The sequence below is a fragment of the Spiroplasma endosymbiont of Lasioglossum malachurum genome (assembly GCF_964020065.1).
Lineage (GTDB): Bacteria > Bacillota_I > Bacilli_A > Mycoplasmatales > VBWQ01 > Spiroplasma_E.
Genome location: NZ_OZ026534.1, coordinates 121,066 through 146,637, shown reverse-complemented (window position 1 = coordinate 146,637; position 25,572 = coordinate 121,066). Strand labels below are relative to the sequence as shown.

The 25,572-nt window shown below is 24.0% G+C and carries 26 protein-coding genes, 1 tRNA gene and 3 pseudogenes; 11 read left to right on the top strand and 19 right to left on the bottom strand.

Annotated elements, in window-relative coordinates:
• Positions 1 to 105: 105 nt before the first annotated feature.
• The 7 genes from AACK95_RS00810 to AACK95_RS00780 all read right to left on the bottom strand — a co-directional run bounded on the left by AACK95_RS00810 (position 106) and on the right by AACK95_RS00780 (position 9,294).
• Positions 106 to 855, bottom strand: coding sequence for a hypothetical protein (locus AACK95_RS00810; RefSeq protein ID WP_338980385.1), 750 nt, complete (start codon positions 853 to 855; stop codon positions 106 to 108).
• 279 nt (positions 856 to 1,134) lie between these two features.
• Positions 1,135 to 2,055 carry an ABC transporter permease gene (locus AACK95_RS00805; protein WP_338980384.1) on the bottom strand — a complete coding sequence of 307 codons (921 nt, stop codon included), beginning with the start codon at positions 2,053 to 2,055 and terminating at the stop codon, positions 1,135 to 1,137.
• Complete coding sequence (locus AACK95_RS00800) at positions 2,055 to 4,355, bottom strand: ABC transporter permease subunit (RefSeq protein ID WP_338980382.1); 2,301 nt, start codon at positions 4,353 to 4,355, stop codon at positions 2,055 to 2,057. The genes AACK95_RS00805 and AACK95_RS00800 overlap by 1 nt, the downstream gene beginning before the upstream one ends.
• Positions 4,348 to 5,928 (bottom strand): ABC transporter ATP-binding protein, encoded by a 1,581-nt coding sequence (locus AACK95_RS00795; protein ID WP_338980379.1) that lies wholly within the window; start codon positions 5,926 to 5,928, stop codon positions 4,348 to 4,350. The genes AACK95_RS00800 and AACK95_RS00795 overlap by 8 nt, the downstream gene beginning before the upstream one ends.
• Positions 5,929 to 5,945: 17 nt before the next feature.
• Positions 5,946 to 7,253 carry a BMP family ABC transporter substrate-binding protein gene (locus AACK95_RS00790; protein WP_338958108.1) on the bottom strand — a complete coding sequence of 436 codons (1,308 nt, stop codon included), beginning with the start codon at positions 7,251 to 7,253 and terminating at the stop codon, positions 5,946 to 5,948.
• A 333-nt stretch (positions 7,254 to 7,586) separates the two neighbouring features.
• Entirely contained in the window at positions 7,587 to 8,933 is a 1,347-nt protein-coding gene (locus AACK95_RS00785; RefSeq protein ID WP_338980378.1) for a BMP family ABC transporter substrate-binding protein, read from the bottom strand.
• Positions 8,934 to 8,997: 64 nt separating this feature from the next.
• Complete coding sequence (locus AACK95_RS00780; protein WP_338980376.1) at positions 8,998 to 9,294, bottom strand: hypothetical protein; 297 nt, start codon at positions 9,292 to 9,294, stop codon at positions 8,998 to 9,000.
• 195 nt (positions 9,295 to 9,489) lie between these two features.
• Between AACK95_RS00780 and AACK95_RS00775 the strand changes: the two genes are divergently transcribed.
• From AACK95_RS00775 to AACK95_RS00740, 8 genes and pseudogenes are all read left to right on the top strand, one after another.
• On the top strand, positions 9,490 to 10,002 hold the full coding sequence (locus tag AACK95_RS00775; protein ID WP_338980375.1) for a hypothetical protein: 513 nt from the start codon (positions 9,490 to 9,492) through the stop codon (positions 10,000 to 10,002).
• A gap of 331 nt (positions 10,003 to 10,333) precedes the next feature.
• Entirely contained in the window at positions 10,334 to 10,528 is a 195-nt protein-coding gene (locus tag AACK95_RS00770; RefSeq protein WP_338979555.1) for a helix-turn-helix domain-containing protein, read from the top strand.
• A 6-nt stretch (positions 10,529 to 10,534) separates the two neighbouring features.
• Entirely contained in the window at positions 10,535 to 11,284 is a 750-nt protein-coding gene (locus AACK95_RS00765) for an IS30 family transposase (RefSeq protein ID WP_338980940.1), read from the top strand.
• A gap of 61 nt (positions 11,285 to 11,345) precedes the next feature.
• On the top strand, positions 11,346 to 11,582 hold the full coding sequence (locus AACK95_RS00760; protein ID WP_338980374.1) for a hypothetical protein: 237 nt from the start codon (positions 11,346 to 11,348) through the stop codon (positions 11,580 to 11,582).
• A gap of 234 nt (positions 11,583 to 11,816) precedes the next feature.
• On the top strand, positions 11,817 to 12,167 hold the full coding sequence (locus tag AACK95_RS00755) for a hypothetical protein (protein ID WP_338980373.1): 351 nt from the start codon (positions 11,817 to 11,819) through the stop codon (positions 12,165 to 12,167).
• 72 nt (positions 12,168 to 12,239) lie between these two features.
• Complete coding sequence (locus AACK95_RS00750) at positions 12,240 to 12,479, top strand: hypothetical protein (protein ID WP_338980372.1); 240 nt, start codon at positions 12,240 to 12,242, stop codon at positions 12,477 to 12,479.
• 185 nt (positions 12,480 to 12,664) lie between these two features.
• Positions 12,665 to 13,201 carry a hypothetical protein gene (locus AACK95_RS00745; protein ID WP_338980371.1) on the top strand — a complete coding sequence of 179 codons (537 nt, stop codon included), beginning with the start codon at positions 12,665 to 12,667 and terminating at the stop codon, positions 13,199 to 13,201.
• A 266-nt stretch (positions 13,202 to 13,467) separates the two neighbouring features.
• Positions 13,468 to 14,706 (top strand): annotated as a pseudogene (locus tag AACK95_RS00740) (IS256 family transposase).
• Here the strand turns inward: AACK95_RS00740 and AACK95_RS00735 are convergent.
• The 4 genes and pseudogenes from AACK95_RS00735 to AACK95_RS00720 form a co-directional block, all read right to left on the bottom strand.
• Positions 14,693 to 15,118: a hypothetical protein gene (locus AACK95_RS00735; RefSeq protein WP_338980370.1), complete on the bottom strand. Its 426-nt coding sequence runs from the start codon at positions 15,116 to 15,118 to the stop codon at positions 14,693 to 14,695. The pseudogene AACK95_RS00740 and the gene AACK95_RS00735 overlap by 14 nt on opposite strands.
• A 93-nt stretch (positions 15,119 to 15,211) precedes the next feature.
• Entirely contained in the window at positions 15,212 to 15,787 is a 576-nt protein-coding gene (locus tag AACK95_RS00730) for an IS30 family transposase (RefSeq protein WP_338980938.1), read from the bottom strand.
• An 87-nt stretch (positions 15,788 to 15,874) separates the two neighbouring features.
• Positions 15,875 to 16,069, bottom strand: coding sequence for a helix-turn-helix domain-containing protein (locus AACK95_RS00725; protein WP_338979555.1), 195 nt, complete (start codon positions 16,067 to 16,069; stop codon positions 15,875 to 15,877).
• Positions 16,070 to 16,174: 105 nt separating this feature from the next.
• Positions 16,175 to 16,426: pseudogene (locus AACK95_RS00720) on the bottom strand (ISNCY family transposase); the annotation flags it as partial.
• A gap of 159 nt (positions 16,427 to 16,585) precedes the next feature.
• Between AACK95_RS00720 and AACK95_RS00715 the strand changes: the two are divergent.
• The 3 genes from AACK95_RS00715 to AACK95_RS00705 are packed head-to-tail and all read left to right on the top strand — an operon-like array spanning position 16,586 to position 17,304.
• Positions 16,586 to 16,990: a hypothetical protein gene (locus AACK95_RS00715; protein WP_338980368.1), complete on the top strand. Its 405-nt coding sequence runs from the start codon at positions 16,586 to 16,588 to the stop codon at positions 16,988 to 16,990.
• A 24-nt stretch (positions 16,991 to 17,014) separates the two neighbouring features.
• On the top strand, positions 17,015 to 17,149 hold the full coding sequence (locus AACK95_RS00710) for a hypothetical protein (protein ID WP_338980367.1): 135 nt from the start codon (positions 17,015 to 17,017) through the stop codon (positions 17,147 to 17,149).
• Positions 17,110 to 17,304 (top strand): hypothetical protein, encoded by a 195-nt coding sequence (locus tag AACK95_RS00705; protein WP_338980366.1) that lies wholly within the window; start codon positions 17,110 to 17,112, stop codon positions 17,302 to 17,304. Before AACK95_RS00710 ends, AACK95_RS00705 begins: the two co-directional genes overlap by 40 nt.
• A gap of 150 nt (positions 17,305 to 17,454) precedes the next feature.
• Here AACK95_RS00705 and AACK95_RS00700 read toward each other — a convergent pair.
• From AACK95_RS00700 to AACK95_RS00665, 8 genes and pseudogenes are all read right to left on the bottom strand, one after another.
• A pseudogene (locus AACK95_RS00700) lies at positions 17,455 to 18,693 on the bottom strand (IS256 family transposase).
• A 57-nt stretch (positions 18,694 to 18,750) separates the two neighbouring features.
• The gene (locus AACK95_RS00695) at positions 18,751 to 20,040 is read right to left on the bottom strand and encodes a hypothetical protein (protein WP_338980365.1); all 1,290 of its coding nucleotides are present in this window, start codon (positions 20,038 to 20,040) and stop codon (positions 18,751 to 18,753) included.
• A 342-nt stretch (positions 20,041 to 20,382) separates the two neighbouring features.
• Positions 20,383 to 21,264 carry an IS30 family transposase gene (locus tag AACK95_RS00690; RefSeq protein ID WP_338980364.1) on the bottom strand — a complete coding sequence of 294 codons (882 nt, stop codon included), beginning with the start codon at positions 21,262 to 21,264 and terminating at the stop codon, positions 20,383 to 20,385.
• Between the two features lie 342 nt (positions 21,265 to 21,606).
• Positions 21,607 to 22,143 carry a DUF402 domain-containing protein gene (locus AACK95_RS00685; protein ID WP_338980363.1) on the bottom strand — a complete coding sequence of 179 codons (537 nt, stop codon included), beginning with the start codon at positions 22,141 to 22,143 and terminating at the stop codon, positions 21,607 to 21,609.
• Between the two features lie 156 nt (positions 22,144 to 22,299).
• Positions 22,300 to 22,376 (bottom strand) — tRNA-His (locus tag AACK95_RS00680).
• 581 nt (positions 22,377 to 22,957) lie between these two features.
• Positions 22,958 to 24,196 (bottom strand): IS256 family transposase, encoded by a 1,239-nt coding sequence (locus AACK95_RS00675; RefSeq protein ID WP_338980936.1) that lies wholly within the window; start codon positions 24,194 to 24,196, stop codon positions 22,958 to 22,960.
• A 57-nt stretch (positions 24,197 to 24,253) separates the two neighbouring features.
• Complete coding sequence (locus AACK95_RS00670; protein WP_338980362.1) at positions 24,254 to 24,553, bottom strand: hypothetical protein; 300 nt, start codon at positions 24,551 to 24,553, stop codon at positions 24,254 to 24,256.
• Between the two features lie 163 nt (positions 24,554 to 24,716).
• Positions 24,717 to 25,565 (bottom strand): energy-coupling factor transporter transmembrane component T family protein, encoded by an 849-nt coding sequence (locus AACK95_RS00665; protein ID WP_281748540.1) that lies wholly within the window; start codon positions 25,563 to 25,565, stop codon positions 24,717 to 24,719.
• Between the last annotated feature and the right edge of the window lie 7 nt (positions 25,566 to 25,572).

The window sequence follows — 25,572 nt, the reverse complement described above, 5'->3', positions numbered from 1 at the left end:
AAACTAAATTTAGCATTATGAAATTTTTATATGAGAATTTTTTGCAATTTTATTTACTTGCACTTACAAGTATAATTCAGCATTAACAATTAAAAATAAATTTAATTAAGGAATAAGTGTCGTTACTGAATTATAATCATAAATATCACTATCTAAATTACTTACAAATAGAATACTATTATTTCATTCAAAGTTTTGTTCTGCTATTTTTTCACTAAGTAACAATTGTTCAATAGATTTATCTAATAAATTTAATTGATCTAATTCTAAATTATTTAATACATCTTTTATAACTTGTTCACCACACATATCATCAAAAATTAAATTAGATGACAAATTTTCACTACTTAGTACCGAACTTTGTTCTTCATTAGCCATATATTCAAATTTTATTTCCTCTAACAACTTATCTAATTCTGTTTCTTGTGTTTCTGAATAAAGTTGTAATTCTAAAACATCTCATGCAATATTTTTTATTTGTTCACTACACATATCATCATAATTAAAACTGCTTAAATCAAAATTTTGTTTTAAAGTAGAAACATGACTAGATTGCAATTCTATTTGTTTTTGCTTTTTTTCTTTATTGCGTTGATATCATAATTTACTATTTTTTAGTTCCAGTTCTTTATTAAGATGATAACATTTTTTTCTATATTCTTGTTGCCTTTCTTTATTGCGTCAATATCATAATTTACTATACTCTCGCTGTTTTTCTTTAATAAGCTGATATCTTTTTTTATCATATTCTCTCCTCCTTACTTTCACTTCAGGTCTTTGCTTATATTCTTGTCTTTTTTCTTTATTTTTTTGAAATAAATAAGGTACATTAATAACTATACTTTCATTATCCATATGCTTTGCTCCTCCTATAAACATAATTAATTAAATTTAATTTAAACTTTTACAACATTTTTTCTATCTATCAAAAATTATATTTATTTTTTTTGATAAATAAAACTGTATTATTGCAATTTTTTTCAAATTCTTAATAAAATAAAAAATTTTATAGTATAAAATACCCATAAAATTTTTTATTTTATTATATTTTTAATTAAATCTTAGAAAATATTACTAAAAAAGTAAAATTTAATTTCAAAATTAATTCATCATTAAAATTATTAATAACTAATTTTATCGTTTAGATTTATTGAAAGCAATACCCAATGCTTTTGGTGTTTTACTTCATTTTGATGTAAACACTAAAACTAATAAAGATGTTACAAAAGGCAATATATTCCATATATCAGAATTACTTGATATTCATTGAAGAATATTTGGTAAAAACGTAATTCTGGCACCTGTTGTTTCAACAATAGCAAATAAGGCAGCACCAATTGTAATCAATGGTACTCTTCATTGTCCAAAAATTAAAATAGCTAAAGCAATAAAACCATTTCCACTAACTGTCCCACGAAAAGTTTGACTAGCATACATTGGAAAAATACCACCAGCAATTCCTGCTAAAAAACCAGATAATAATACAGCAACATATCGTTGTTTAATAACATTAATTCCTGCAGCATCAACCGCATTGGGATTTTCACCAGTCGCAACATGATGTAATCCTCATTTAGTATATTTTAGAATAATAGCAATACTTACTAAAACTATAATTGCTAAAAATAAATATAAATTAAAAAATTCATTATTACCAATTTTTGGTAATTGATAAATATTTGTTAATGAAATAAAACCATTATTCCCTGGTAACTGAACAACAAAAACTGCAATTGCTGCTGCTAAAATATTAATTGCAACGCCAGAAATAATTTGATCAGATTTTAAAGTAACTGATGCAAAAGCATGGAAACAAGCAAATCCCATTCCCGCTAATCCAGCTACTAATAAAGCAACAATTTGTGATCAATTACCTCAATTAACACCTATATTTTTTCCAAATGAAGAAAAAGCAAGAGCACCAATTGTCATCATTCCTTCAATACCAATATTAACAACACCAGCACGTTCTGAAATTAATCCAGATAATGCACCAAGTACTAAAACAACAAAAATTAAACTAGAATGTTCAAGAATTATTTTGAGTGCTTCCATTAACTTTTTCCTCCTGTTCTTTCAGTTTTTATTTTCATAATTGCTTGTTGTTCATTTTTAAATATATCAGTAAATTTATTAATAAAAGTTGTCTTTTCAATTTCCGCTTTTTTAGTAAATTGTTTAGTTAATATATTAATATTACTATTAATTGGGATAATTTGACTTTTTAATTGCTGTTTGTCAATTTTATAATTTTTAATTAAGTCTTTAACATTATTTTTATAATTAGTTTGAAGTTGATGTTTTGCTAAAATTAATTGTTTTTTTATTTTTTTATTGTCAGTTTTAACTGTTTGATTTTTTAATAACTTTAATTCATCACTTAATTCTTGTTTCAATTTATTAATTTCTCGATAAAGATTTAATTTTAAGTCTTTTACTCTTGACTTATCTAATATTGCTTTTTGTTTTTTTAATAATACTATTTCTCGAATTAAATCTTGCTTATAGTTATAAATATTATTTTCATATTTCATTTTTTCATTAATATACATATTTAAACTTTCACCATAAATCGTTTTTATTTCTTGTTGAAAATTATTTCAATTACCAATTTTACCTTTTTTTCAAATTGCATTATATTGTTTATATATATAATGATTTAAAGCTTTATTTTCTTGGAAAAATTGTGCTCAATTAACACCAACTTTATCATTTTTATTTTTAATAACTGCTTGTAACTGTAAGTTGATATCACTATTAACTTTATTAATTTCTTGTGAAAGATTTTGTTTTAAATTTTTAACTACTGACTTATCATCTCATAGTATTTTATTATATTTTCCTTTTAATTGTTCTTTATCAATTTTATATTTTTTAATTAATTCCTTAGTTTCAATTTTATAAGTAATTTGAAGTTGACATTTTTTTAAAATTAATTGTTCTTTTAATTTTTTATCATTAGTTTTAACTAATTCATTTTTTAATGACTTTAATTGATCACTTAATTCTTGTTTCAATTTATTAATTTCTTGTGAAAGATTTTGTTTTAAATTTTTAACTTTTGACTCATAATCTGATAATGATTTATTATATTCTATCTTTAAGTGATTAATTTTATTATTTTTTTCTTTAATTAAATCTGATTTTAACTTATTATATTGTCTCTTTATTTTAAAATTTTCAATAAAATGATAGTACATCTTGGCAATAAAACTATTTGTAACTTTTCGTTTTTCTCCATCAAAGGCTATATTTAAATAACGAATTAAAAATTTAATTGGCTGTAAACGAGATAATAAAACTGCACAAGCAGCTGAATAAATAATAACACCAAAAATAATATCACCAGTTGCTGTTGGTAATGTTAATACTGAACCAATTGAATCACCACTCTTAATTAAGCCTCAAAGAAAAGCAGAACCCACAACACCTATTGGATTAATTTGACCAACTAAGGCAACAGCTATACTATCAAAACCAATAGTTGGTAAATCATCAGTTAAAAAACTAATTGAAGGATTTTTGGCAATGTAATAAATAACAGCCATTACTCCTGCTAATGCTCCTGAAATAACAAATGATGTTATGCAATAATGTTTATGATTAATACCACTATAAACCGCAGCAAATGGATTTAAACCTACTGTTCGAATTTTATAACCTAAAGTTGTTTTTTTCAATAAAAATCAAACTGTTATTATTAAAATAATAGAAATTAATAATGGTAGTATACAATTATAACCATTAATACTCATACTCATACTATCATGAATAGTTGCTGATGTTCCATGATCAGCATCATATAAATCTTTATTGATTTTAAATAGTCATTTTACTAAATATCAAATTGTTCAATTTAATAAAATAGAAGTAACAACCTCATGAACATTAAAAAAAACTTTTAATAACACTGTTACCAACGCCACCAATATCGCTGCTAATACTCCAGCAAAAAGCGCGCTAATTATAGCTAATGGTTGTGATAAGTCATAACGGACACCAATTGCGATAACAACAGCTCCTGCTGCTAACATTTGACCCGCAACTCCAATATTAAACATTCCTGAGCGGAAAGAAATAACTAGTGCTAATCCTGCTACAATATAAATTGCTCATCAAACTAAAGTATTATCTCAATTATTAGCTGGCCAACTTGTAAAAGCATATGTTAATAACAACTGAAAATAAGTAAAAGCATTTTGACCTGAACCAATTATAACAAAACAAGCAATAATTAATCCAAAAATAATTGCAAAAATTGAACCCTTAAATTTAGTAAGACTACTATTCATTTCTTTTGAACCAAGATATAAACGACTTCGTCGTTTTAAAAATCATGTTTTTTGTTTAAACATTATCTTCATTTCCTTCCATTAACATTTTTTGTCCCGCCATCATTAATCCTAATTGTTCACGAGTAACATTTTTAGGACTAACATTACCAGTAATTTTACCAGCATGTAAAACAACAATTCGATCTGCTAATGACATAACTTCTGATAATTCATAAGAAATTAATAATACTGCATTACCTTCATTTTTTTCATCAAGAATACGACTATGAATATATTCAATAGCACCAATATCCAAGCCACGTGTTGGCTGAGCAACAACTAAAATTTTATGTTTTCTTGTTAATTCTCTACCAACAACCGCTTTTTGTTGATTACCACCTGACAAACCTCTAACTAAAGCAAAACCACTTTTACTACCACGAACATCATAATTATTAATAATATTTTGTGCATAAGATTGAATAGCTTTACTGCGAATCAAACCATGCTTAGAAAAAGGATATTTGCTAATATTTTGTAAAACCATATTATCAATAACATTATAATCTAAAACAAGTCCATATTTATGACGATCTTCAGGAATATGACTTAAACCACTTTTATATAAACTTTGAATTGAACTGTGTTTCATATTCTTATTACCAAAAAAAATATCACCTTTTTCTGGCTTAATCAAACCAGTAATTGCTGAAATTAATTCAGTTTGACCATTACCTTCAATACCAGCAATAGCCACAATTTCTCGTGACTTAACTTCTAAACTAAAATCAGAAAGACCCATTATTGATTTCCTATTACCAATTTTATGAACAAATAAATTATCAATTTTTAATAATACTGGCCCTAATACAACATTACCTTGATTTCTAATATCAACTAAATCTCTACCAACCATCAAAGTAGCAATTTCTTCTTTAGTTTTACTCTTAGATTCAAAAGTTTCAATAACTTTACCTAAACGAATTACTGTAACATTATCAGCAACTTGTTTAACCTCTTCTAATTTATGACTAATAAAAATAATAGTTTTACCATCACGTCTAAGTTCTTCAATAATTGTTAATAAACTAGTAATTTCTTGTGGTGTTAAAACCGCGGTTGGTTCATCAAGTACAATAATACTAGCACCACGATAAAGAACTTTTAAAATTTCAACACGTTGTTGCATACCAACACTAGCATTCTCAATTTTTAAATTAAGTTTAATATCTAATTTATATTTTTTTGAAATTTCTAAAATTTTAGATTTAGCTTTTTTATAATTAATTCACTGTCATTTATGAACCGGCTCACTACCTAAAATAATATTTTGTAAAATAGTGAAGTTATCAACTAATTTAAAATGTTGATGTACCATTCCAATACCTAATTCGCCTGCTCTAATTGGTCCTGATATTACTACTTCTTTACCATTAATTTTAATAATACCTTTTGTTGGTTGATATAGTCCAAATAAGATTGACATTAGTGTCGATTTACCTGCACCATTCTCGCCAACCAAAGCGTGAATTTCTCCTTTTTTAATTTTAATAGAAATATTATTGTTAGCAATAATAGTATCTAAAAAAACTTTAGTAATACCTTCCATTTCAACAGCATATTGTAAGTTCTGTTTTTCAATATTTACTTGCATTTTATCACCCCTCTTAATTATTTAAATGGATCATATTCTTTTTTAATACCATTAATTCAATAATGATCTTTTAAATTGAGTACTTTTTGTCATCCAGCAGAAATTTTATCTAATCAATTAGTAGTTTCTGTCATTAATGGTGTGTAAATATCTTTATCACCATCTTTAATTGCTTTATTTGGTGCTATTCCAGTAAAATTAGGCCCACCTCTGTATGGTGCATCATCAATAAATGTTTGATCGGCAGTTGGATCAGTTGGATGCTCTGGATTCTGATCAGTTTTACCAACTGATTTTCAGAGCATAAGTTTAATTGAACTAATTAAATCTTTTTCTGCAGAAGTAATAAACCTATCTGCAGATTGTGGGTATTGAAGTTGTTGATCTGTATCAACACCAATAATTTTACCTTGACCAGATTTTTTTAATGATGATAAAGTATCTTCGGTTTGTGGTCCTGCTACCGGAAAAATAATATTAGTTTTTTGTCGAGCAAGATCATCATTAATTGCTTGTGAACCTTTTGAACCTTGAGTAAAATCACCACTAAATTGAGTACCTGAAGTTATAAATTTAATATTTGGTAATGATTCTTTAAAATCTGAATTTAAAATTTTAACTCATGATATTAATTTTTCTTCATCTTCTTTATTTTTAAATTTATTATTAAAAAACTGTATGGCTCAATAATAACCATACATATAATTAGTAACTGCTGGAATATCAAGTCCACCATAGGTTGACATTTTTAAATTATCAAGTCCACCATATTGATTAGCATGAGCAGTTAACCATATTGCCCCTGCCAATCCGGCTAAAAAGCCTGATTGTTCTGCTTTGTAAAGTAAACCAGCCAATTGTTTATTAGATTTTGGTACTTCTTTATTTGCAGTATCACCATCAATAAAAATAAATTTCACTTTATGTTTTAAAATAGTATTTTGTGCTTTAACCAAAGCATTATGATGTAAAAATCCTGAAGCAATAATTACTTTACTGTTTATGAAAACGGCTTTATTATATGATGTCATTAAATCATCAGTATTAGTTAATTGGGGATTATCTCAAGAAACCTCAACTCTTTTATTTTTATATTGAGGATCAACATAATCACTATGTGTTCAATCATTAAACTCTTGTTTAAACTTGAGGGCAGCATTATATGATGATTCATTAAAAGAAGCATCATTAATAGTATGTCCATCAGTTACAACAGTTATTCGATAAATATTTGGATCATTAAACTGACTATTGCAAGCAATGATTGGTAATATCATTATTACTGACAATGATATTGCACTAAATACAGTAAAAATTTTACGCATACTATTATATTCCTCCTACAATTATATATAAATATTTATATAAAAAAAATATAAAAAAAGAAAGCAAAAACATTGCTTTCTTAATTCAATTATTCAAAATAAAATAAAACTGTGTATAAATAAATTTTGAAAATAAATGGGTGGGAATAACTTACTATTAAAAAATACAGTATATATGTATTTAATATTAATTATTTTCTTATTTTCACAATTAACTCTAAACACTAGTTTCTCCTTTTAATGGCATAATTACCATTATATAAGATAATAAAACTTATTCTTTAAAAATTCAAGAATAATTATAAATTTTTTAAAATATATAGTAAAGTTTTATTAAAACTGTGGTTTATACTTTTCAACACTTTCATCAACATAATTTTTTCAAGCATTTTCTCACTTATCACAAGTAGAATCATTAGCTAAATCAGCAACTAATTTATTATAAGCATCAGTTACTTTTTGTGCCAAATGTCAATAATCATTACTATCAATAATTAAATTATTATAAATAGCACTAATAGAATCATTATTAGCAATTCCAAGATATTGCTGACCACCTAATGCTGGTTGTGGTATGCTACCATCAAAGTATTGTTCACCATTAATAGGTTTAATACCATCCTCATTATAATCTAAATTAAAAGAATGTCATAATCAAGTATTAACTGACTTATGAATTCCTTTTAAAGCTGATGTAATAAAAATATCTTTAGCATAACTATATTGAACACTTTGATTAACATCGACACCAATAATTTTTGCTTTGCTATTAGTAGTAGAGTTTTTAACAGCTGATACTAAATCAATTGTTTGTGCTCCTGCAACAGGCATTACAATATCATCTTTATATCCATCAATTAATTGTGAAGTTATCGCTTTTGATGATTTTGTACCGGATTCAAAACTACCTGTAAATTGTTTAGCAATTTTATCAAAATGAATATCAAATTTATTAGTTCATTTTTCAATTTTTTCCTTACCCTCTTTAATTCTAATGGCATTAGTCATTTCCAATAAATTATCATTGCTATTACGATATTTATTAAAATAATATACACCTCAATAATAACCCATCATATAACTAACAATAGTATCAGCTGGTAAACCACCAAAAGTTGACATTTTTAAACCATTATCATCATATGTTTTATGATTAGCTGCTAATCATATTGCTCCTGCTAATCCTGATAAAAACCCTGATTGTTCTGCTGAATAACTTAAACACGCTACATCAACTGGCTTTTCTAATTTAGCATCAACTAAAATAAAACGAACACCTAACTTTTTATATTGATTTTGAATAGCTGATGTTAATGCACCAAGATGATTAAACCCAACAACAATAATTGTTTTAGCACCAGCAAATGTTGCTAAATTATAATTATTTTGTAAAGTTGAAACGGTACTATCTCGTGAAATAATTCAACGCGTTTTCATTTTTTTATTTTTTCAAACTTCATTACCGGGTAAATTACTAATCATAATACGATTATCATTAAATGTTTTAGTAAACTCTTTTGAACCTTCTAATACTTGCTGATTAAAAGCTTTATCGAATAAATCACCACCATCAGTAATTATTCAAATATCACCAACACTAGGAATACTACATCCAATTAATCCTACTGATGAACTATTTATTAACAAAGTAATAATTAATAATTTTAAAAAATATTTCATAAATTTCTCCTATAAATAAAAAAATGTACTACAGTAAAAATATTAATATTTATTTACAATTTTTTTATACTTTATTTTTACCATATTTTTCATCAAAATTAATAATTCCTCTATTATATGCATCAAGAATAATTCGTGCACAATGAACAGGATTATATAAAATATTAGTTTTTAATTGTGAATTAGCCATTAACAGTTTAATAAATAGTTCAAAATCATTTTCTTTTAATACAAAATCATGCGTAAAACCTTTTATATCATTCATATCTACTAATAATGCTAAAAGAATTTTATGAATTATTCCTCATGAAGAATTTTTAGCATTACTCTCAATTCTACTAATTGTTGCTTGGTTGAACACCTACTAATTTCCCCAAATATGCTTGCGTTCAACCAAGTCTTAGACGTATACGCCTAATTTCTACTTCAATTGCCATTTTATTTCCCTCTCTAATTTTAGTTATTCTCAAACTTATTATGTTATGAAAAATTATAAAAAGATAAATTTTATTCTATATTTGCATAAAATATACTAAAATTAATATGGTGATACAAAATGGAAAATGAATTAATTAAATACTGAACAAAAAAAAGTTTTTTTTATGTTAGCATTTTGTGATTAATTGTTCAAATTATATTTATAATAATAAGTTTAATTTTAATAAATACTACTAGTGAAAAAATAATTAATATTTTATTAATAGTTGGCATAAATAGTTTAATTCTATTAATTTTGTTTGCTTTTTCTATTAATCATTATACTTATGAAACAGTTTATCAAATTAAAGTCAAAGGTAGTACTTTTCAAACTAAATTTTATCGTTATCTAATTATTCTATTTAGTTTTGGTTGATTAATTTTTTTCATTTTAAATGCATTATTTATGTTAGTTGAAACTGCCGTTTTTAAAATCAAACTTGATTATTTTAATACTTTAAACGATCATTGATGAATTTTACTTATTGTAACAATATTTAACGTTTTAATTATTAGCATACATCGACAATTAATGCATTATACATTAACAAATTTACAATTACCATGAAGTAAATACATAAATAACAAATAGTAGATTATATCTACTTTTTCTTTGCATTTCATAAATTTATAATATTTTTTGCACTAATTAAACCAAATAATGAACCACAAGCAACTAAACCACCATTTAATCCAATAAAAACAAATGATAATCCTAATACTAAAGTTATTACTCCATTGCCAAGACTGGCAATACTAACAATAATTAATAGTAATAATGTAACAACAATTGAACCAACTCCAATTACTAAACCAAGAGCTGAATTATACTTGTAAGTGCAAGTAAATAAAATTGCAAAAAATTCTCATATAAAAATTTCATAATGCTAAATTTAGTTTAGAAAAAAGTAAGGAGTTTTTATATGAGTTATAAACATCTTGGCATAGATGAAAGGATTTATATTGAGAATCAATTGAAATTTAAATTTAAAATTAGTGAAATAGCTAAAAATCTTAATCGAAGTATTAGTACTATTATTCGAGAAATTAATAGAAATAAAGATAATAATCATTATTTTTCATTAATTGCACAAAATAAAGCTGAAAATCGAAAATAATCACATATTAGTTTTCATAAGTTTAAAAATAAGAATTTAGTAAAATATGTACAACAAAAATTACTATTAGGTTGATCACCTGAACAAATTTATGGCAGAATTAAAAATTTTCATAAACAATGAGTTATTAGTTTTAAAACAATTTATACTTGAATTTATTTTGGAATGCTTGATAAAGTTACTAGTAAAAATTTAAGAAGAAAAGATAAAAAACGAAAATCTAAAGAAAATCGTGGCAAGTTTAATGGTAAATCAATTAAAGAACGAGATATAAATGTTAATGATCGTATAACACTTGGTCATTGAGAAGGAGATACTATAGTATCATCAAGAGACAAAAGCAAATCATGTTTAATAACTTTAGTTGAAAGAGTATCACGATTTACTTTAGCAATATTAGTTAAAAACAGAACTACTAAAGTTATTAATAAAAATGTCAGTTATTATTTATCAATTCTTCCTAAAAACATTGTTAAAACTATTACTTTTGATCGTGGCAAAGAATTTTCAAATTGACAACAACTTGAAAAAAATTTAGATGTAAAAATTTATTTTGCCAATCCATATTCACCTTGACAAAGAGGTACTAATGAAAATACTAATGGTTTAATTAGAAAAAAATTTCCTAAAAAATTTATTTTTTCAAAAACTAATAAAAATGAAGTTCATAAATTTATATTGTCTTTAAATCAAAGACCGAGAAAAATATTAAATTATCTTTCACCAATCGAATATTTGGATAGAAAAATAATTTAGTTGCACTTACCTTTACAATTTAGCAATAAATAATAAAAATTTTAATAACTTAATTGGTAAAGTGGGAGATGAATTTTGATTTACAAAAAATGAAAATGGAGAAATAATAGAACATTATTGAAAAGAAAATGAAAAAAATAGTTTAATTGATAGTGATCTAAAAAACCTTGGTTTTGTAAAAGAAATTAAACTAGAAGAAGGAAAAATTAGTTGAAAAGAAACTTATGTACTGGTTGGCGGTAATGATGTATATGGTAATTTTTTATGAGATTTAGAAAAAAATATGGTTCTAATTTAGATAATTGATTAAATTTACTAAAACATTATTTCAAAAAATATGAAAATATATGAAAATAATTTACAAAGTTAATATATTTGATATATATATATATATATTAATGTCAATATCGAGTGAAAATTTCCCAAAAATATTTATCAAAAAAAATAAAAAAGAAGTAAAATTTAACAAATAAAAGTTGCTTTGTTTTGAAAGTAAATATAAAAATATTTACTTTCAAAGGAGAACAAAATTATGAAATATTTTAGTCCAAGTTATTGATTTAAATTGTGAGTATTAACTGCTCCACTTTTAAATAATAAAATACAAGGTATTAATGGTAAGTCAATTGATAATTCAAATATTAAAAATTGAGTTAGAAAAAATACGACTAGTTTAGATTTAGTAAATCAACAATTAAATTTTGCAAGTAATAATCAAACAGATTTTATTATTAACAACCCAACAACAAATAGCAAAATAAATATGAATAAACATCGTCATGAAAAACACAGAAATCGATTAAAAAGAACATTAAATGGTAAAAACGAAATAAGGGGTAGTTGAGGTAAAGTAACTTGTTCATTTACACCAAAAACTTTTTAAGGAATAATAGCTGATTATCATTATTGAAAAGATAATCCTGCATGAGAACTTGGCGAAAAATTTAAAGAGGATATGATGCAACGATATAATTCTAATGATATTTCAATTACTGCAATTTTTCCATGAACATGAAAAGAAATACAACAAGTAGGTAAAACAATTTGAGATAATTTTTCAAAAATTGAAAAAGTATATACAGATAGTTCTAGAAAAGAACGTATAGAAATTGTACTTTATAAAAAACCATTTAATTGATTTAATTTTGAAATCAGTAAGAATAATAACAGAAGATGAGAAATATTATCCAAATAATCGTCTTGATAATTTAGAAAATGATTTTCCAGATTGAAATAAAGATATAAAAATTAATTTAGGAAAAATTAATCATAACGTTGATAACGAAATTAAAAGTGCCATAAAGAAAAAATATCATAATTTTAAATTATCAGAAGTTTATTTATTGGATAAATCTAATTACTCACACTTTATTGGCTATTTTGAAAAAAATAATTGTTGGTACTTTTAGTCCCTATTCTTATGGTTTGACAAAACCAACTTTTACCTATGTAACACAAGATAAATTTAATGAAATTTCAAATATTATAGCAAATGATTCAAAAGTTAAACAATGATTTGCACATATAAATGAATGAAATTCTACTTTACCACAAGCAATCAATAATTCTAAAACATTTAATCCTCAAGCATTATATAATTGAAAAAGACAAGAAAAAGAAATAATAAAAGGTTATATAAGAGATTGAAGTTATATTTCAACTTTAATTGAACATGAATTAAAGTTAGATGAATTAAACAAAAATATTCAAGGAATCAAAGCAGATTTTGAAACTTTAAAAAAACAAGTTAATGAACTTGACAATAGACTTCTAAATCTAGAAAATAAATCAAATTTAAATTGTGAAAACACATTAACTATTGTTAATGGTGCTTTAAATACTATTCCCATAATTGGTAATGTTGTTGGTGGTATTACAACAATGGCTTCTGGTGCTTGTGCTATTGGTGGTGTATAATTTTATTTTTTTATATCTTTAAAATCAATTTTAAGGCATCAAATTTGCTGCTCGACAAACGATTTAAAATTTTATATAGTTAAAATAATCTTTTATAAAAAGAATTTTATCTAATTTTAATTTGGTATTATTAGTATCCATATCTTCAAGGATGGTTTTTATTTGATATATAGGTAATGTTTAGTAATCTGTGTAACTTACAAAAATAACTATGTTTAATTAATTCTAGTAAATATAATTAAATGACTAGAAAGAGTGAGTTACAGATGGCTAAAAAAGATAACTTTAATAATAATGATCCAATATCAAAAGCAGTAGATTTATTATTAGAAAATACTGAAGATTTAACAACAGTTTTTAAAGAAGGGGGTTTATATAAAGAATTAACAAAACGTTTAGTTGAAAAAATGTTGAATTCTGAGATGCAAAATTATTTAGGATATGAAAAAAATCAACATAGTAATAGTGACAATGCTCGTAATGGTATAAGTTCAAAAAAATTAATAACTCAACAAGGTAAAATTGAGATTGATGTACCACGAGATCGTAATAGTAATTTTACTCCTGTAATAGTGCCAAAAAGACAGAGAAGATTTGATGGTTTTGATCAACAAGTTCTTTCCTTATATGCAAAAGGTATGACATTATCAGATATTAGAATGCAGTTACAAGAGTTATATCATGGTGCTGATATTAGTGAAAGTGTTATTAGTCAAATTACTGATGATGTGATTGATGATGTCAAAGCATGACAAAATAGACCATTAGAAGGCATTTATCCCATTGTTTATTTTGATTGTATAGTAGTTAAAGTACGATAAGATAAACGCATTATTAACAAATCAGTTTATATAGCTTTAGGTGTTGATTTAGAAGGTAAAAAAGATATTTTAGGTTTATGAATTAGTGAAAATGAAGGCGCTAAATTTTGATTAGCAAATTTCACAGAAATGAAAAATCGTGGCTTAAATGATATTCTTATTGCTTGTAGTGACAACTTAACAGGCATGTCAGAAGCAATACAATCAGTTTATCCTAAAACTGAACATCAATTATATATAGTTCATCAAATCAGAAATAGTTTAAAATATGTTTCATACAAACATCGAAAATCACTAGTTACAGATTTAAAACCAATTTATAATGCATGTAGTGAAGAACAAGCAATGCAAGCTTTAGAATCATTTGAAAGTAAATGAAATAAACACTATCCTCAAATTGCTAAATCTTGATATAAAAATTGAAATAATTTAATGATTTTTATTAGTTATCCTCCAGAAATCAAAAGAGTGATTTATACTACAAATTCTATTGAATCTGTTAATAGTCAATTACGAAAAGTCATCAGAAATAAAAAAGTTTTTCCAAATGATATGGCAGTTTTCAAAATATTTTACTTAGCAATTGAAAATATAACAAAAAAATGAACAATGCCCATTCAAAATTGAAATACAGCAATTGCTCATTTTATGATAAAATTTGAAGACAGAATTAATCTGAACTAGTACTTTGCAAAACAAAGAAACACAGATTACTAAAAAGCCTCGGTATATAAACCTTTTTAGTTTTTATCAACTCTTCTTTGATAATTGGTTTTGGTGCTATTTCTTTTAATTCATATATTTGATGATTATAACTAAGATATAACTCATTAATAAACGATTTAAGTACAATTACATCAGTTCTAGGTTGTATGTATTGAACTTTGCTATTTTTATAAGAAAAATACTTTTTACCATAATATGTTATAGTTGAACCACTATCCGTTTTTCTTTTAGAAAATCTTGAAAGATAAATATTTATTTCTTCTTGGTTTGGAGCTTTAATCATAGCAGATTTATTATTATCAATAGGTAAGGCAAATTGCTTATTAAAAATACTTATATATATTTTGCTAAATTGTAAAGGTAAGTGCAACTAAATTATTTTTCTATCCAAATATTCGATTGGTGAAAGATAATTTAATATTTTTCTCGGTCTTTGATTTAAAGACAATATAAATTTATGAACTTAATTTTTATTAGTTTTTGAAAAAATAAATTTTTTAGGAAATTTTTCTTTAATTAAACCATTAGTATTTTCATTAGTACCTCTTTGTCAAGGTGAATATGGATTGACAAAATAAATTTTTACATCTAAATTTTTTTCAAGTTGTTGTCAATTTGAAAATTCTTTGCCACGATCAAAAGTAATAGTTTTAACAATGTTTTTAGGAAGAATTGATAAATAATAACTGACATTTTTATTAATAACTTTAGTAGTTCTGTTTTTAACTAATATTGCTAAAGTAAATCGTGATACTCTTTCAACTAAAGTTATTAAACATGATTTGCTTTTACCTCTTGATGATACTATAGTATCTCCTTCCCAATGACCAAGTGTTATACGATCATTAACATTTATATCTCATTCTTTAATTGATTTACCATTAAACTTGCCACGATTTTCTTTAGATTTTTGTTTTTTACCTTTTCTTCTTAAATTTTTACTAGTAACTTTATCAAGCATTCCAAAATAAATTCAAGTATAAATTGTTTTAAAACTAATAACTCACTCTTTATGAAAATTTTTAATTCTGCCATAAATTTGTTCAGGTGATCAACCTAATAGTAATTTTTGTTGTACATATTTTACTAAATTCTTATTTTTAAACTTATGAAAACTAATATGTGATTATTTTCGATTTTCAGCTTTATTTTGTGCAATTAATGAAAAATAATGATTATTATCTTTATTTCTATTAATTTCTCGAATAATAGTACTAATACTTCGATTAAGATTTTTAGCTATTTCACTAATTTTAAATTTAAATTTCAATTGATTCTCAATATAAATCCTTTCATCTATGCCAAGATGTTTATAACTCATATAAAAACTCCTTACTTTTTTCTAAACTAAATTTAGCATTATGAAATTTTTATATGAGAATTTTTTGCAATTTTATTTACTTGCACTTACAAGTATAATTCAGCAATATTTGGTTTTATATAAATTTATAATCTTAATTTTGATTTCAAAATTTGTTGTTTTAATAGAAATTTTATTTCGGGATTTATGAATAAAACCAACTTTACCTTCTCTATTGAAAATTTGAATTAATTGGTTAATTCTTCTAATAGTTAGGTTAAGTTTATTCTTAGCTTGATGTTTAGATAATTTATTAATAATAATGTCATTTATAATATTAAACTTATATTTTTCTTTCATAGTCATGCTTCTTTCCATATTTATCACCAAGTATATTTAACTTTACTTTTGGGAAATTTTTGCTCGATAACTAATAGGAAATTATCACTAAATAATGACAAAGTTTAAAAGCATACTTGTAAAAATAATCAAAAATAGTACAATTTATAAGTAAAATCAAGGAAAAAGGAGAAAAAAATGAAAACATTAGAATTGGAATATAATTGAGTTTTTAATTTTTTAAAATCTGCACAAATTAATAATGGTAATGAAGAAGTAATTAAAAATAAAGTTGAACTAGCAAAAACTACAATTAATGATATGAATAATGAAATAACAAAAATTAAAAAACAACCAAAAGTTAAAAATTTTTTTATTACACTTTTTAGTTTTGGGATTATTAACAAAAACAAAAAAAATAAAAAGAAAATTTTTGAAATTAATGAAAAAATAAAAAGATTAAATAAAGAAATTAACATATGAAATTTAATTTTTAAAAAAAGACAAAAAAATACTAATATTCAAAATCTAGTAAATCATATAAATAAAACGCCAAATAATGAACAAAATCATTATTATTCAAATAATCGTACAGTTTTATAAAATTTAAAAAAGGAGTAATTTAATATGAAAACATGAATAAAAACAAATTTAAGTAAAATAACATTAGCATTAGCACTAACTGGTGCTACAACTGGAACAATAGGATTAATCATGGGGGGGTGCTTACCCATAATGTTGGTGGTGCCAAATATTATTTAAAACCAAATGGCGAAAGAATATATGGTGATACAACTATCTGATTAAATAAGTTTACTAGTAGTGATAAGTTTATATTATATTTTGGTAATAAGCCAATACATACAGGTGATATTGTCTGAGATGGTAAATATCCTAATTGATATTTTAATCAATAAATTAAATTTCTAAATTTATATATGAAGTGTTTTCGTTATATTTATCAAATAAATTAATATTAGTTAATTTTATTTCTTGCTTATTAGTTATTAAAATTAAATCATAATTGAGGCTTTTTAGTAATCTGTGTTTCTTTGTTTTACAAAGTACTAGTTCAGATTAATTCTGTCTTCAAATTTTATCATAAAATGAGCAATTGCTGTATTTCAATTTTGAATGGGCATTGTTCATTTTTTTGTTATATTTTCAATTGCTAAGTAAAATATTTTGAAAACTGCCATATCATTTGGAAAAACTTTTTTATTTCTGATGACTTTTCGTAATTGACTATTAACAGATTCAATAGAATTTGTAGTATAAATCACTCTTTTGATTTCTGGAGGATAACTAATAAAAATCATTAAATTATCTCAATTTTTATATCAAGATTTAGCAATTTGAGGATAGTGTTTATTTCATTTACTTTCAAATGATTCTAAAGCTTGCATTGCTTGTTCTTCACTACATGCATTATAAATTGGCTTTAAATCTGTAACTAGTGATTTTCGATGTTTGTATGAAACATATTTTAAACTATTTCTGATTTGATGAACTATACATAATTGATGTTCAGTTTTAGGATAAACTGATTGTATTGCTTCTGACATGCCTGTTAAGTTGTCACTACAAGCAATAAGAATATCATTTAAGCCACGATTTTTCATTTCTGTGAAATTTGCTAATCAAAATTTAGCGCCTTCATTTTCACTAATTCATAAACCTAAAACATCTTTTTTACCTTCTAAATCAACACCTAAAGCTATATAAACTGATTTGTTAATAATGCGTTTATCTTGTCGTACTTTAACTACTATACAATCAAAATAAACAATGGGATAAATGCCTTCTAATGGTCTATTTTGTCATGCTTTGACATCATCAATCACATCATCAGTAATTTGACTAATAACACTTTCACTAATATCAGCACCATGATATAACTCTTGTAACTGCATTCTAATATCTGATAATGTCATACCTTTTGCATATAAGGAAAGAACTTATTGATCAAAACCATCAAATCTTCTCTGTCTTTTTGGCACTATTACAGGAGTAAAATTACTATTACGATCTCGTGGTACATCAATCTCAATTTTACCTTGTTAAGTTATTAATTTTTTTGAACTTATACCATTACGAGCATTGTCACTATTACTATGTTGATTTTTTTCATATCCTAAATAATTTTGCATCTCAGAATTCAACATTTTTTCAACTAAACGTTTTGTTAATTCTTTATATAAACCCCCTTCTTTAAAAACTGTTGTTAAATCTTCAGTATTTTCTAATAATAAATCTACTGCTTTTGATATTGGATCATTATTATTAAAGTTATCTTTTTTAGCCATCTGTAACTCACTCTTTCTAGTCATTTAATTATATTTACTAGAATTAATTAAACATAGTTATTTTTGTAAATTACACAGATTACTAAACATTACCTCATAATTACCAGCACCAAATATCCCACTAATTTCAACTCGATTTAAGCTATTGATTGGATTTTCAATTTGTAACTCAAATTCACTATTATTATCAATATGTAATATTTCTTTATAAAATTCTAACTTAGAAAACAATTGTGATTTATTTGAACCATATAAATTTAAAGCATTTTCAATCTTAGTTTTGTTAATAACTACTCTTGTAAAGTATTTTCCATATTCAGCATTTCCTAATGTTCAATCAGTAGGAATTAATGATGGTATATTATTACTTTCTAACTCATTTGTTATGGATAATCAGTTAAATTGATTATCATCTAGTTTAAATAATTCGTTTTGGCTAATATCATTATTTTTTAATTTAATATTATTCATATCTGTAAAATCAAAATATTCAGATTTTACTATTACTTTTACATCTTTAAATTCTCAAACTTTATCGGGTGTAGAATGTATTGGATTTGATTTTAATTCAAAATAATAAGGTAATAATAACTTATAATCATCATTTAAACCTTTATTAATAGACATTGTTAAATAAATATTTTTTGATAACATTATAACTATTTGTTTTAATATTTTAACTTGTGGTAAATTTATATAATTTGGATAATCTAATTCTCATTGTTTAAATAAATTAGTAATTACATCATCTGGTTTTTGTCCTTCGAATTTTTGACGTAATTTAGCTATCTCATTTGATGGATTACCATTATTATATTCTGCACCATCAAAATTTCTATTATAACTATATGTATAAGTTAGCATATCTAATAATACTTTTTGTAAACTATCAATTGGTGGTCTATCTTTTATTTCTAATTCAACATCATGAAATTTATTAGTTGTAGAAATAAATAAATTATAGTTACTTACTAAAAATCATGACTCTAATTTTGTATCTTTTAATTCTAGTTCATCAGATAAGGGTCATACTTTTGAATTTTTAGTAACATCATAACCAATTTTAGCATTAGTTACTCTTGCATTATTAATAATTTCTTTTCTTGTTTCAGTTCCACCACCAATAGCAATTAAATCTAAAACTGATTTTTCTTGACCTATAAATTGTTTTGCTAAATTTCAAGATAATATTTGTTCACTAAATCATTGTTGTAATATTCTAACTTTTGGTTGAGTTTCAATAGGCATTGATAATAGTGGAAATGCTATCTTATCTTTAACAAATAACTTTGGGTATACTTTCATATTGTCAACTTCACCAAGTACCTTTATATTGCCGAAAAGCATGCTTCTAGAGGATTTAATCTTTAAACCAATAACTTTGGTATCTTTATCTAATGGTTTTTGTAATTTAATAATGATTGGATAACCATCTCTTGTTTTAAAATCTTTAATTTTAATAATAGTAATACTTTTAGTACTTCTTGTTTTTGGATTTTGATAAGGTTGTGAATAATTATTAATAATATATAAATTATCAATGTTATTTTCAGTTAATGGTTCATTAATAGATACTGCATATAATTTAAATTGATTTGCTAAATTGTAAAGGTAAGTGCAACTAAATTATTTTTCTATCCAAATATTCGATTGGTGAAAGATAATTTAGTATTTTTCTCGGTCTTTGATTTAAAGACAATATAAATTTATGAACTTCATTTTTGAGGTTTTTGAAAAAATAAATTTTTTAGGAAATTTTTCTCTAATTAAACCATTAGTATTTTCATTAGTACCTCTTTGTCAAGGTGAATATGGATTGGCAAAATAAATTTTTACATCTAAATTTTTTTCAAGTTGTTGTCAATTTGAAAATTCTTTACCACGATCAAAAATAATAGTTTTAACAATGTTTTTAGGAAGAATTGATAAATAATAACTGACATTTTTATTAATAACTTTAGTAGTTCTGTTTTTAACTAATATTGCTAAAGTAAATCGTGATACTCTTTCAACTAAAGTTATTAAACATGATTTGCTTTTGCCTCTTGATGATACTATAGTATCTCCTTCTCAATGACCAAGTGTTATACGATCATTAACATTTATATCTCGTTCTTTAATTGATTTACCATTAAACTTGCCACGATTTTCTTTAGATTTTCGTTTTTTACCTTTTCTTCTTAAATTTTTACTAGTAACTTTATCAAGCATTCCAAAATAAATTCAAGTATAAATTGTTTTAAAACTAATAACTCACTCTTTATGAAAATTTTTAATTCTGCCATAAATTTGTTCAGGTGATCAACCTAATAGTAATTTTTGTTGTACATATTTTACTAAATTCTTATTTTTAAACTTATGAAAACTAATATGTGATTGTTTTCGATTTTCAGCTTTATTTTGTGCAATTAATGAAAAATAATGATTATTATCTTTATTTCTATTAATTTCTCGAATAATAGTACTAATACTTCGATTAAGATTTTTAGCTATTTCACTAATTTTAAATTTAAATTTCAATTGATTCTCAATATAAATCCTTTCATCTATGCCAAGATGTTTATAACTCATATAAAAACTCCTTACTTTTTTCTAAACTAAATTTAGCATTATGAAATTTTTATATGAGAATTTTTTGCAATTTTATTTACTTGCACTTACAAGTATAATTCAGCGAAATAAAAAAATTAAAAACATATGCTATTAATTATCATAATTACAAAAAGAAAATACAATTTAATGATATAGATATTCAAAATATAAATAATAGTATTGAAGATAAAAGTAAAAAAAGTAATATAAACAGTATTATGAGAGAACATAATTATGCAAAAACATTACCTATTTTATAAAAAAATTTAATTTAGTTATAAAAAGTTTTAATATCAAAAATAGTAAGAACATATGTTCTTACTATTTTTGTAAACTTTGGTCTTCATAACTTTTTCAATAATTTAAAATTACATCATCATTAAATAAATTAATTTCATTTTTCTTAATTCCTTTTTTTAATTTATTTATATTTTGTCATAATATATTTTGTAAAGGTATTGGATACTTTCATATTCGACGATTAGTTTTAAATTCTTTCAAATCTAACAGTTTATAAGAACGATTAGGAAATACTTTAACATCTAAATCATAATCAATGTATTTAACTGTTTGCGAATCTAAAATAAAAGGACTGGCAATATTACAATAATAATGAACACCATCATTACGAATCATACAAATAATATTGTATCAATCATTTTTAAAAAATAACCAAATTGCTGGATCAACGGTTGTTCATTTACGACCATTAATTTCAGTAATTGTTACATTCTCATTTACTAAAACTAAATATTTTTCAGTATCTTCTAAAACAATTGAATTATTTCAACTACGATATAAATCGCCATTATGCTTATATGCATGAATTGAAAGTATTTGCCCTTCTTTAAGGTACATATACATTTAAACCTCAACTTTCTGCAAATCATAAAACATAATAATTATACCATTATTTATTTAGTAAATAAAAAGCGAAAATAAATTTATAATAATATTTATTTAAAAAAGAAAAAACTCCAAAAAGGAGTAGTAAAAAAACATAATTTTATTAAATGGGGCGACTGACGGGATTCGAACCCGCGAATGTCAGTTCCACAAACTGATGCGCTAGACCGCTACGCCACAGTCGCCATATTAGTTTCTATAAGTAAAACCGTTAAATATTATACAATAAATTTATGATTTTTTAATATTTTTTTTCATAAAACTACAAAAATAATCATCTAATTTTCGTATATAACAGTAATAATAAAAAACAATGTTACTATTAACAATTAGAAAACAATTTAAAATTAATAATTAATCATAATAATTGATTTAAATACTCTTAATACCTTTTCTATGTGTGTATATCCTAATACACTTTTAAGCCATATTATATTTAGAAATTAGGAAGTTTACTGATTAAAACACTAGTCATAGTAATAACTTTGTAATAGTGTTCCTATTGAAAATATTTTATTTAATAAAAATGAAAATAAAGAGAAAACTCTTGTAAAATTAACATATTTTATATCATAACAAATCAACACGATTGAAAAATTATCACAAATAATAATGGTATTTCTTTGAAATCAAACAAAAATAAATAATTATTCTAAAATAAGAAATATTACTAGTATTCTTAGTTAAATAAATAAAACTTATAAAAATATTAATTTTCTTTTTTCGAGGCTTTTTAGTAATCTGTGTTTCTTTGTTTTGCAAAGTACTAGTTCAGATTAATTCTGTCTTCAAATTTTATCATAAAATGAGCAATTGCTGTATTTCAATTTTGAATGGGCATTGTTCATTTTTTTGTTATATTTTCAATTGCTAAATAAAATATTTTGAAAACTGCCATATCATTTGGAAAAACTTTTTTATTTCTGATGACTTTTCGTAATTGACTATTAACAGATTCAATAGAATTTGTAGTATAAATCACTCTTTTGATTTCTGGAGGATAACTAATAAAAATCATTAAATTATCTCAATTTTTATATCAAGATTTAACAATTTGAGGATAGTATTTATTTCATTTACTTTCAAATGATTCTAAAGCTTGCATTGCTTGTTCTTCACTACATGCATTATAAATTGGCTTTAAATCTGTAACTAGTGATTTTCGATGTTTGTATGAAACATATTTTAAACTATTTCTGATTTGATGAACTATACATAATTGATGTTCAGTTTTAGGATAAACTGATTGTATTGCTTCTGACATGCCTGTTAAGTTGTCACTACAAGCAATAAGAATATCATTTAAGCCACGATTTTTCATTTCTGTGAAATTTGCTAATCAAAATTTAGCGCCTTCATTTTCACTAATTCATAAACCTAAAACATCTTTTTTACCTTCTAAATCAACACCTAAAGCTATATAAACTGATTTGTTAATAATGCGTTTATCTTGTCGTACTTTAACTACTATACAATCAAAATAAACAATGGGATAAATGCCTTCTAATGGTCTATTTTGTCATGCTTTGACATCATCAATCACATCATCAGTAATTTGACTAATAACACTTTCACTAATATCAGCACCATGATATAACTCTTGTAACTGCATTCTAATATCTGATAATGTCATACCTTTTGCATATAAGGAAAGAACTTGTTGATCAAAACCATCAAATCTTCTCTGTCTTTTTGGCACTATTACAGGAGTAAAATTACTATTACGATCTCGTGGTACATCAATCTCAATTTTACCTTGTTGAGTTATTAATTTTTTTGAACTTATACCATTACGAGCATTGTCACTATTACTATGTTGATTTTTTTCATATCCTAAATAATTTTGCATCTCAGAATTCAACATTTTTTCAACTAAACGTTTTGTTAATTCTTTATATAAACCCTCTTCTTTAAAAACTGTTGTTAAATCTTCAGTATTTTCTAATAATAAATCTACTGCTTTTGATATTGGATCATTATTATTAAAGTTATCTTTTTTAGCCATCTGTAACTCACTCTTTCTAGTCATTTAATTATATTTACTAGAATTAATTAAACATAGTTATTTTTGTAAGTTACACAGATTACTAAACATTACTCTTTTTTCTTTTAAAATGCTTACTTCTTTTCTATTTTTATGTCTTTTATTTTTGTGTTTTTTACTTTTTTTAATTTTTTTAATAAGTTTATTTTCTTTTTTTAATTTTTCTTCTTCAGCTCTTTTACATTCTTCTTGTAAATTTTTTGCCTTTTCTAATTTTCTTTCTTCTTCATTTTGTTTTATTCTTTCTTGGATTTCTTTTTCAATACGTTTCTGATTTTCTTCAAAATCTCTTCTTTCAAATTTTCATTCTCTAGACATACTTAATTTCTCCTCTTTTAAAAAAATAAAAAACCCATATACTTTAAAATAAGACAACGGGTTAAAAACTATATTAAGTTTATAAAATTATTATACTTAAGAAAAATATAATTACAAATATTTTCTAAATATATAAATAAAAATTTAATTATTTTTTTATATATTATTGTGAATAATAATCATCAATAAATGGAATTCTTCAAAATATTTCTGGATGATAAGTATAAGATATAAGAAATGCTAACAATCCTACACCAATAATAAAGAAAAATATATCTTTAAAATCAATATGGTATTGACGAAAACGTGTTCTTTTACCTTGCGGATCATAACCCCTTGAATCCATAGCGTATGCTAAATCTTCTGCTTTTTGAAATGAAGAAACTAATAAGGGAATAATTAATGATACTAACGATTTAACTTTTTCTTTAAAATGACCATTCTTTAAATCTACACCACGTGATGCTTGCGCTTTTAAAATTCTGCCCGCTTCATCTAATAATGTAGGAATTGAACGAAGAGCAATAGAAATAATCATTGAAATAATATGTACTGGAAATTTAATTAATTTTAGTGGTAACATTAAATCTTCTAATGCTAATGTTAAATCTAATGGTTGAGTTGTGGTTGTTAAAATTGTTGTAATTAAAATCATTAAATAAATTCTAAGAGCAATATAAATACTAACAAATATAGCTTTATACGATACTTTAATACCATGCCAACGTCAAATCATTCCAACATTAGGGCCATCAGTTAAAAAACAGTTAATTATAAATAAAATAAATGCCATAAATAAAATGGGGCGCATTAATTTTAATAACATCATAAAAGGTAATTTTGCACAAAAGAAAATTGTTATGACAGTAAAACCAATAAGAGCGTAACCTTCAAAACCAGTATGAAAAAAAAGTGAAGCAATTAAACAAATTAAAACTAGTAATTTAATTCTTGGATCTACACGATGAATGATTGAATTTAAAGGTAAATAACGACCAAAACTAACTTTCATTATTTAT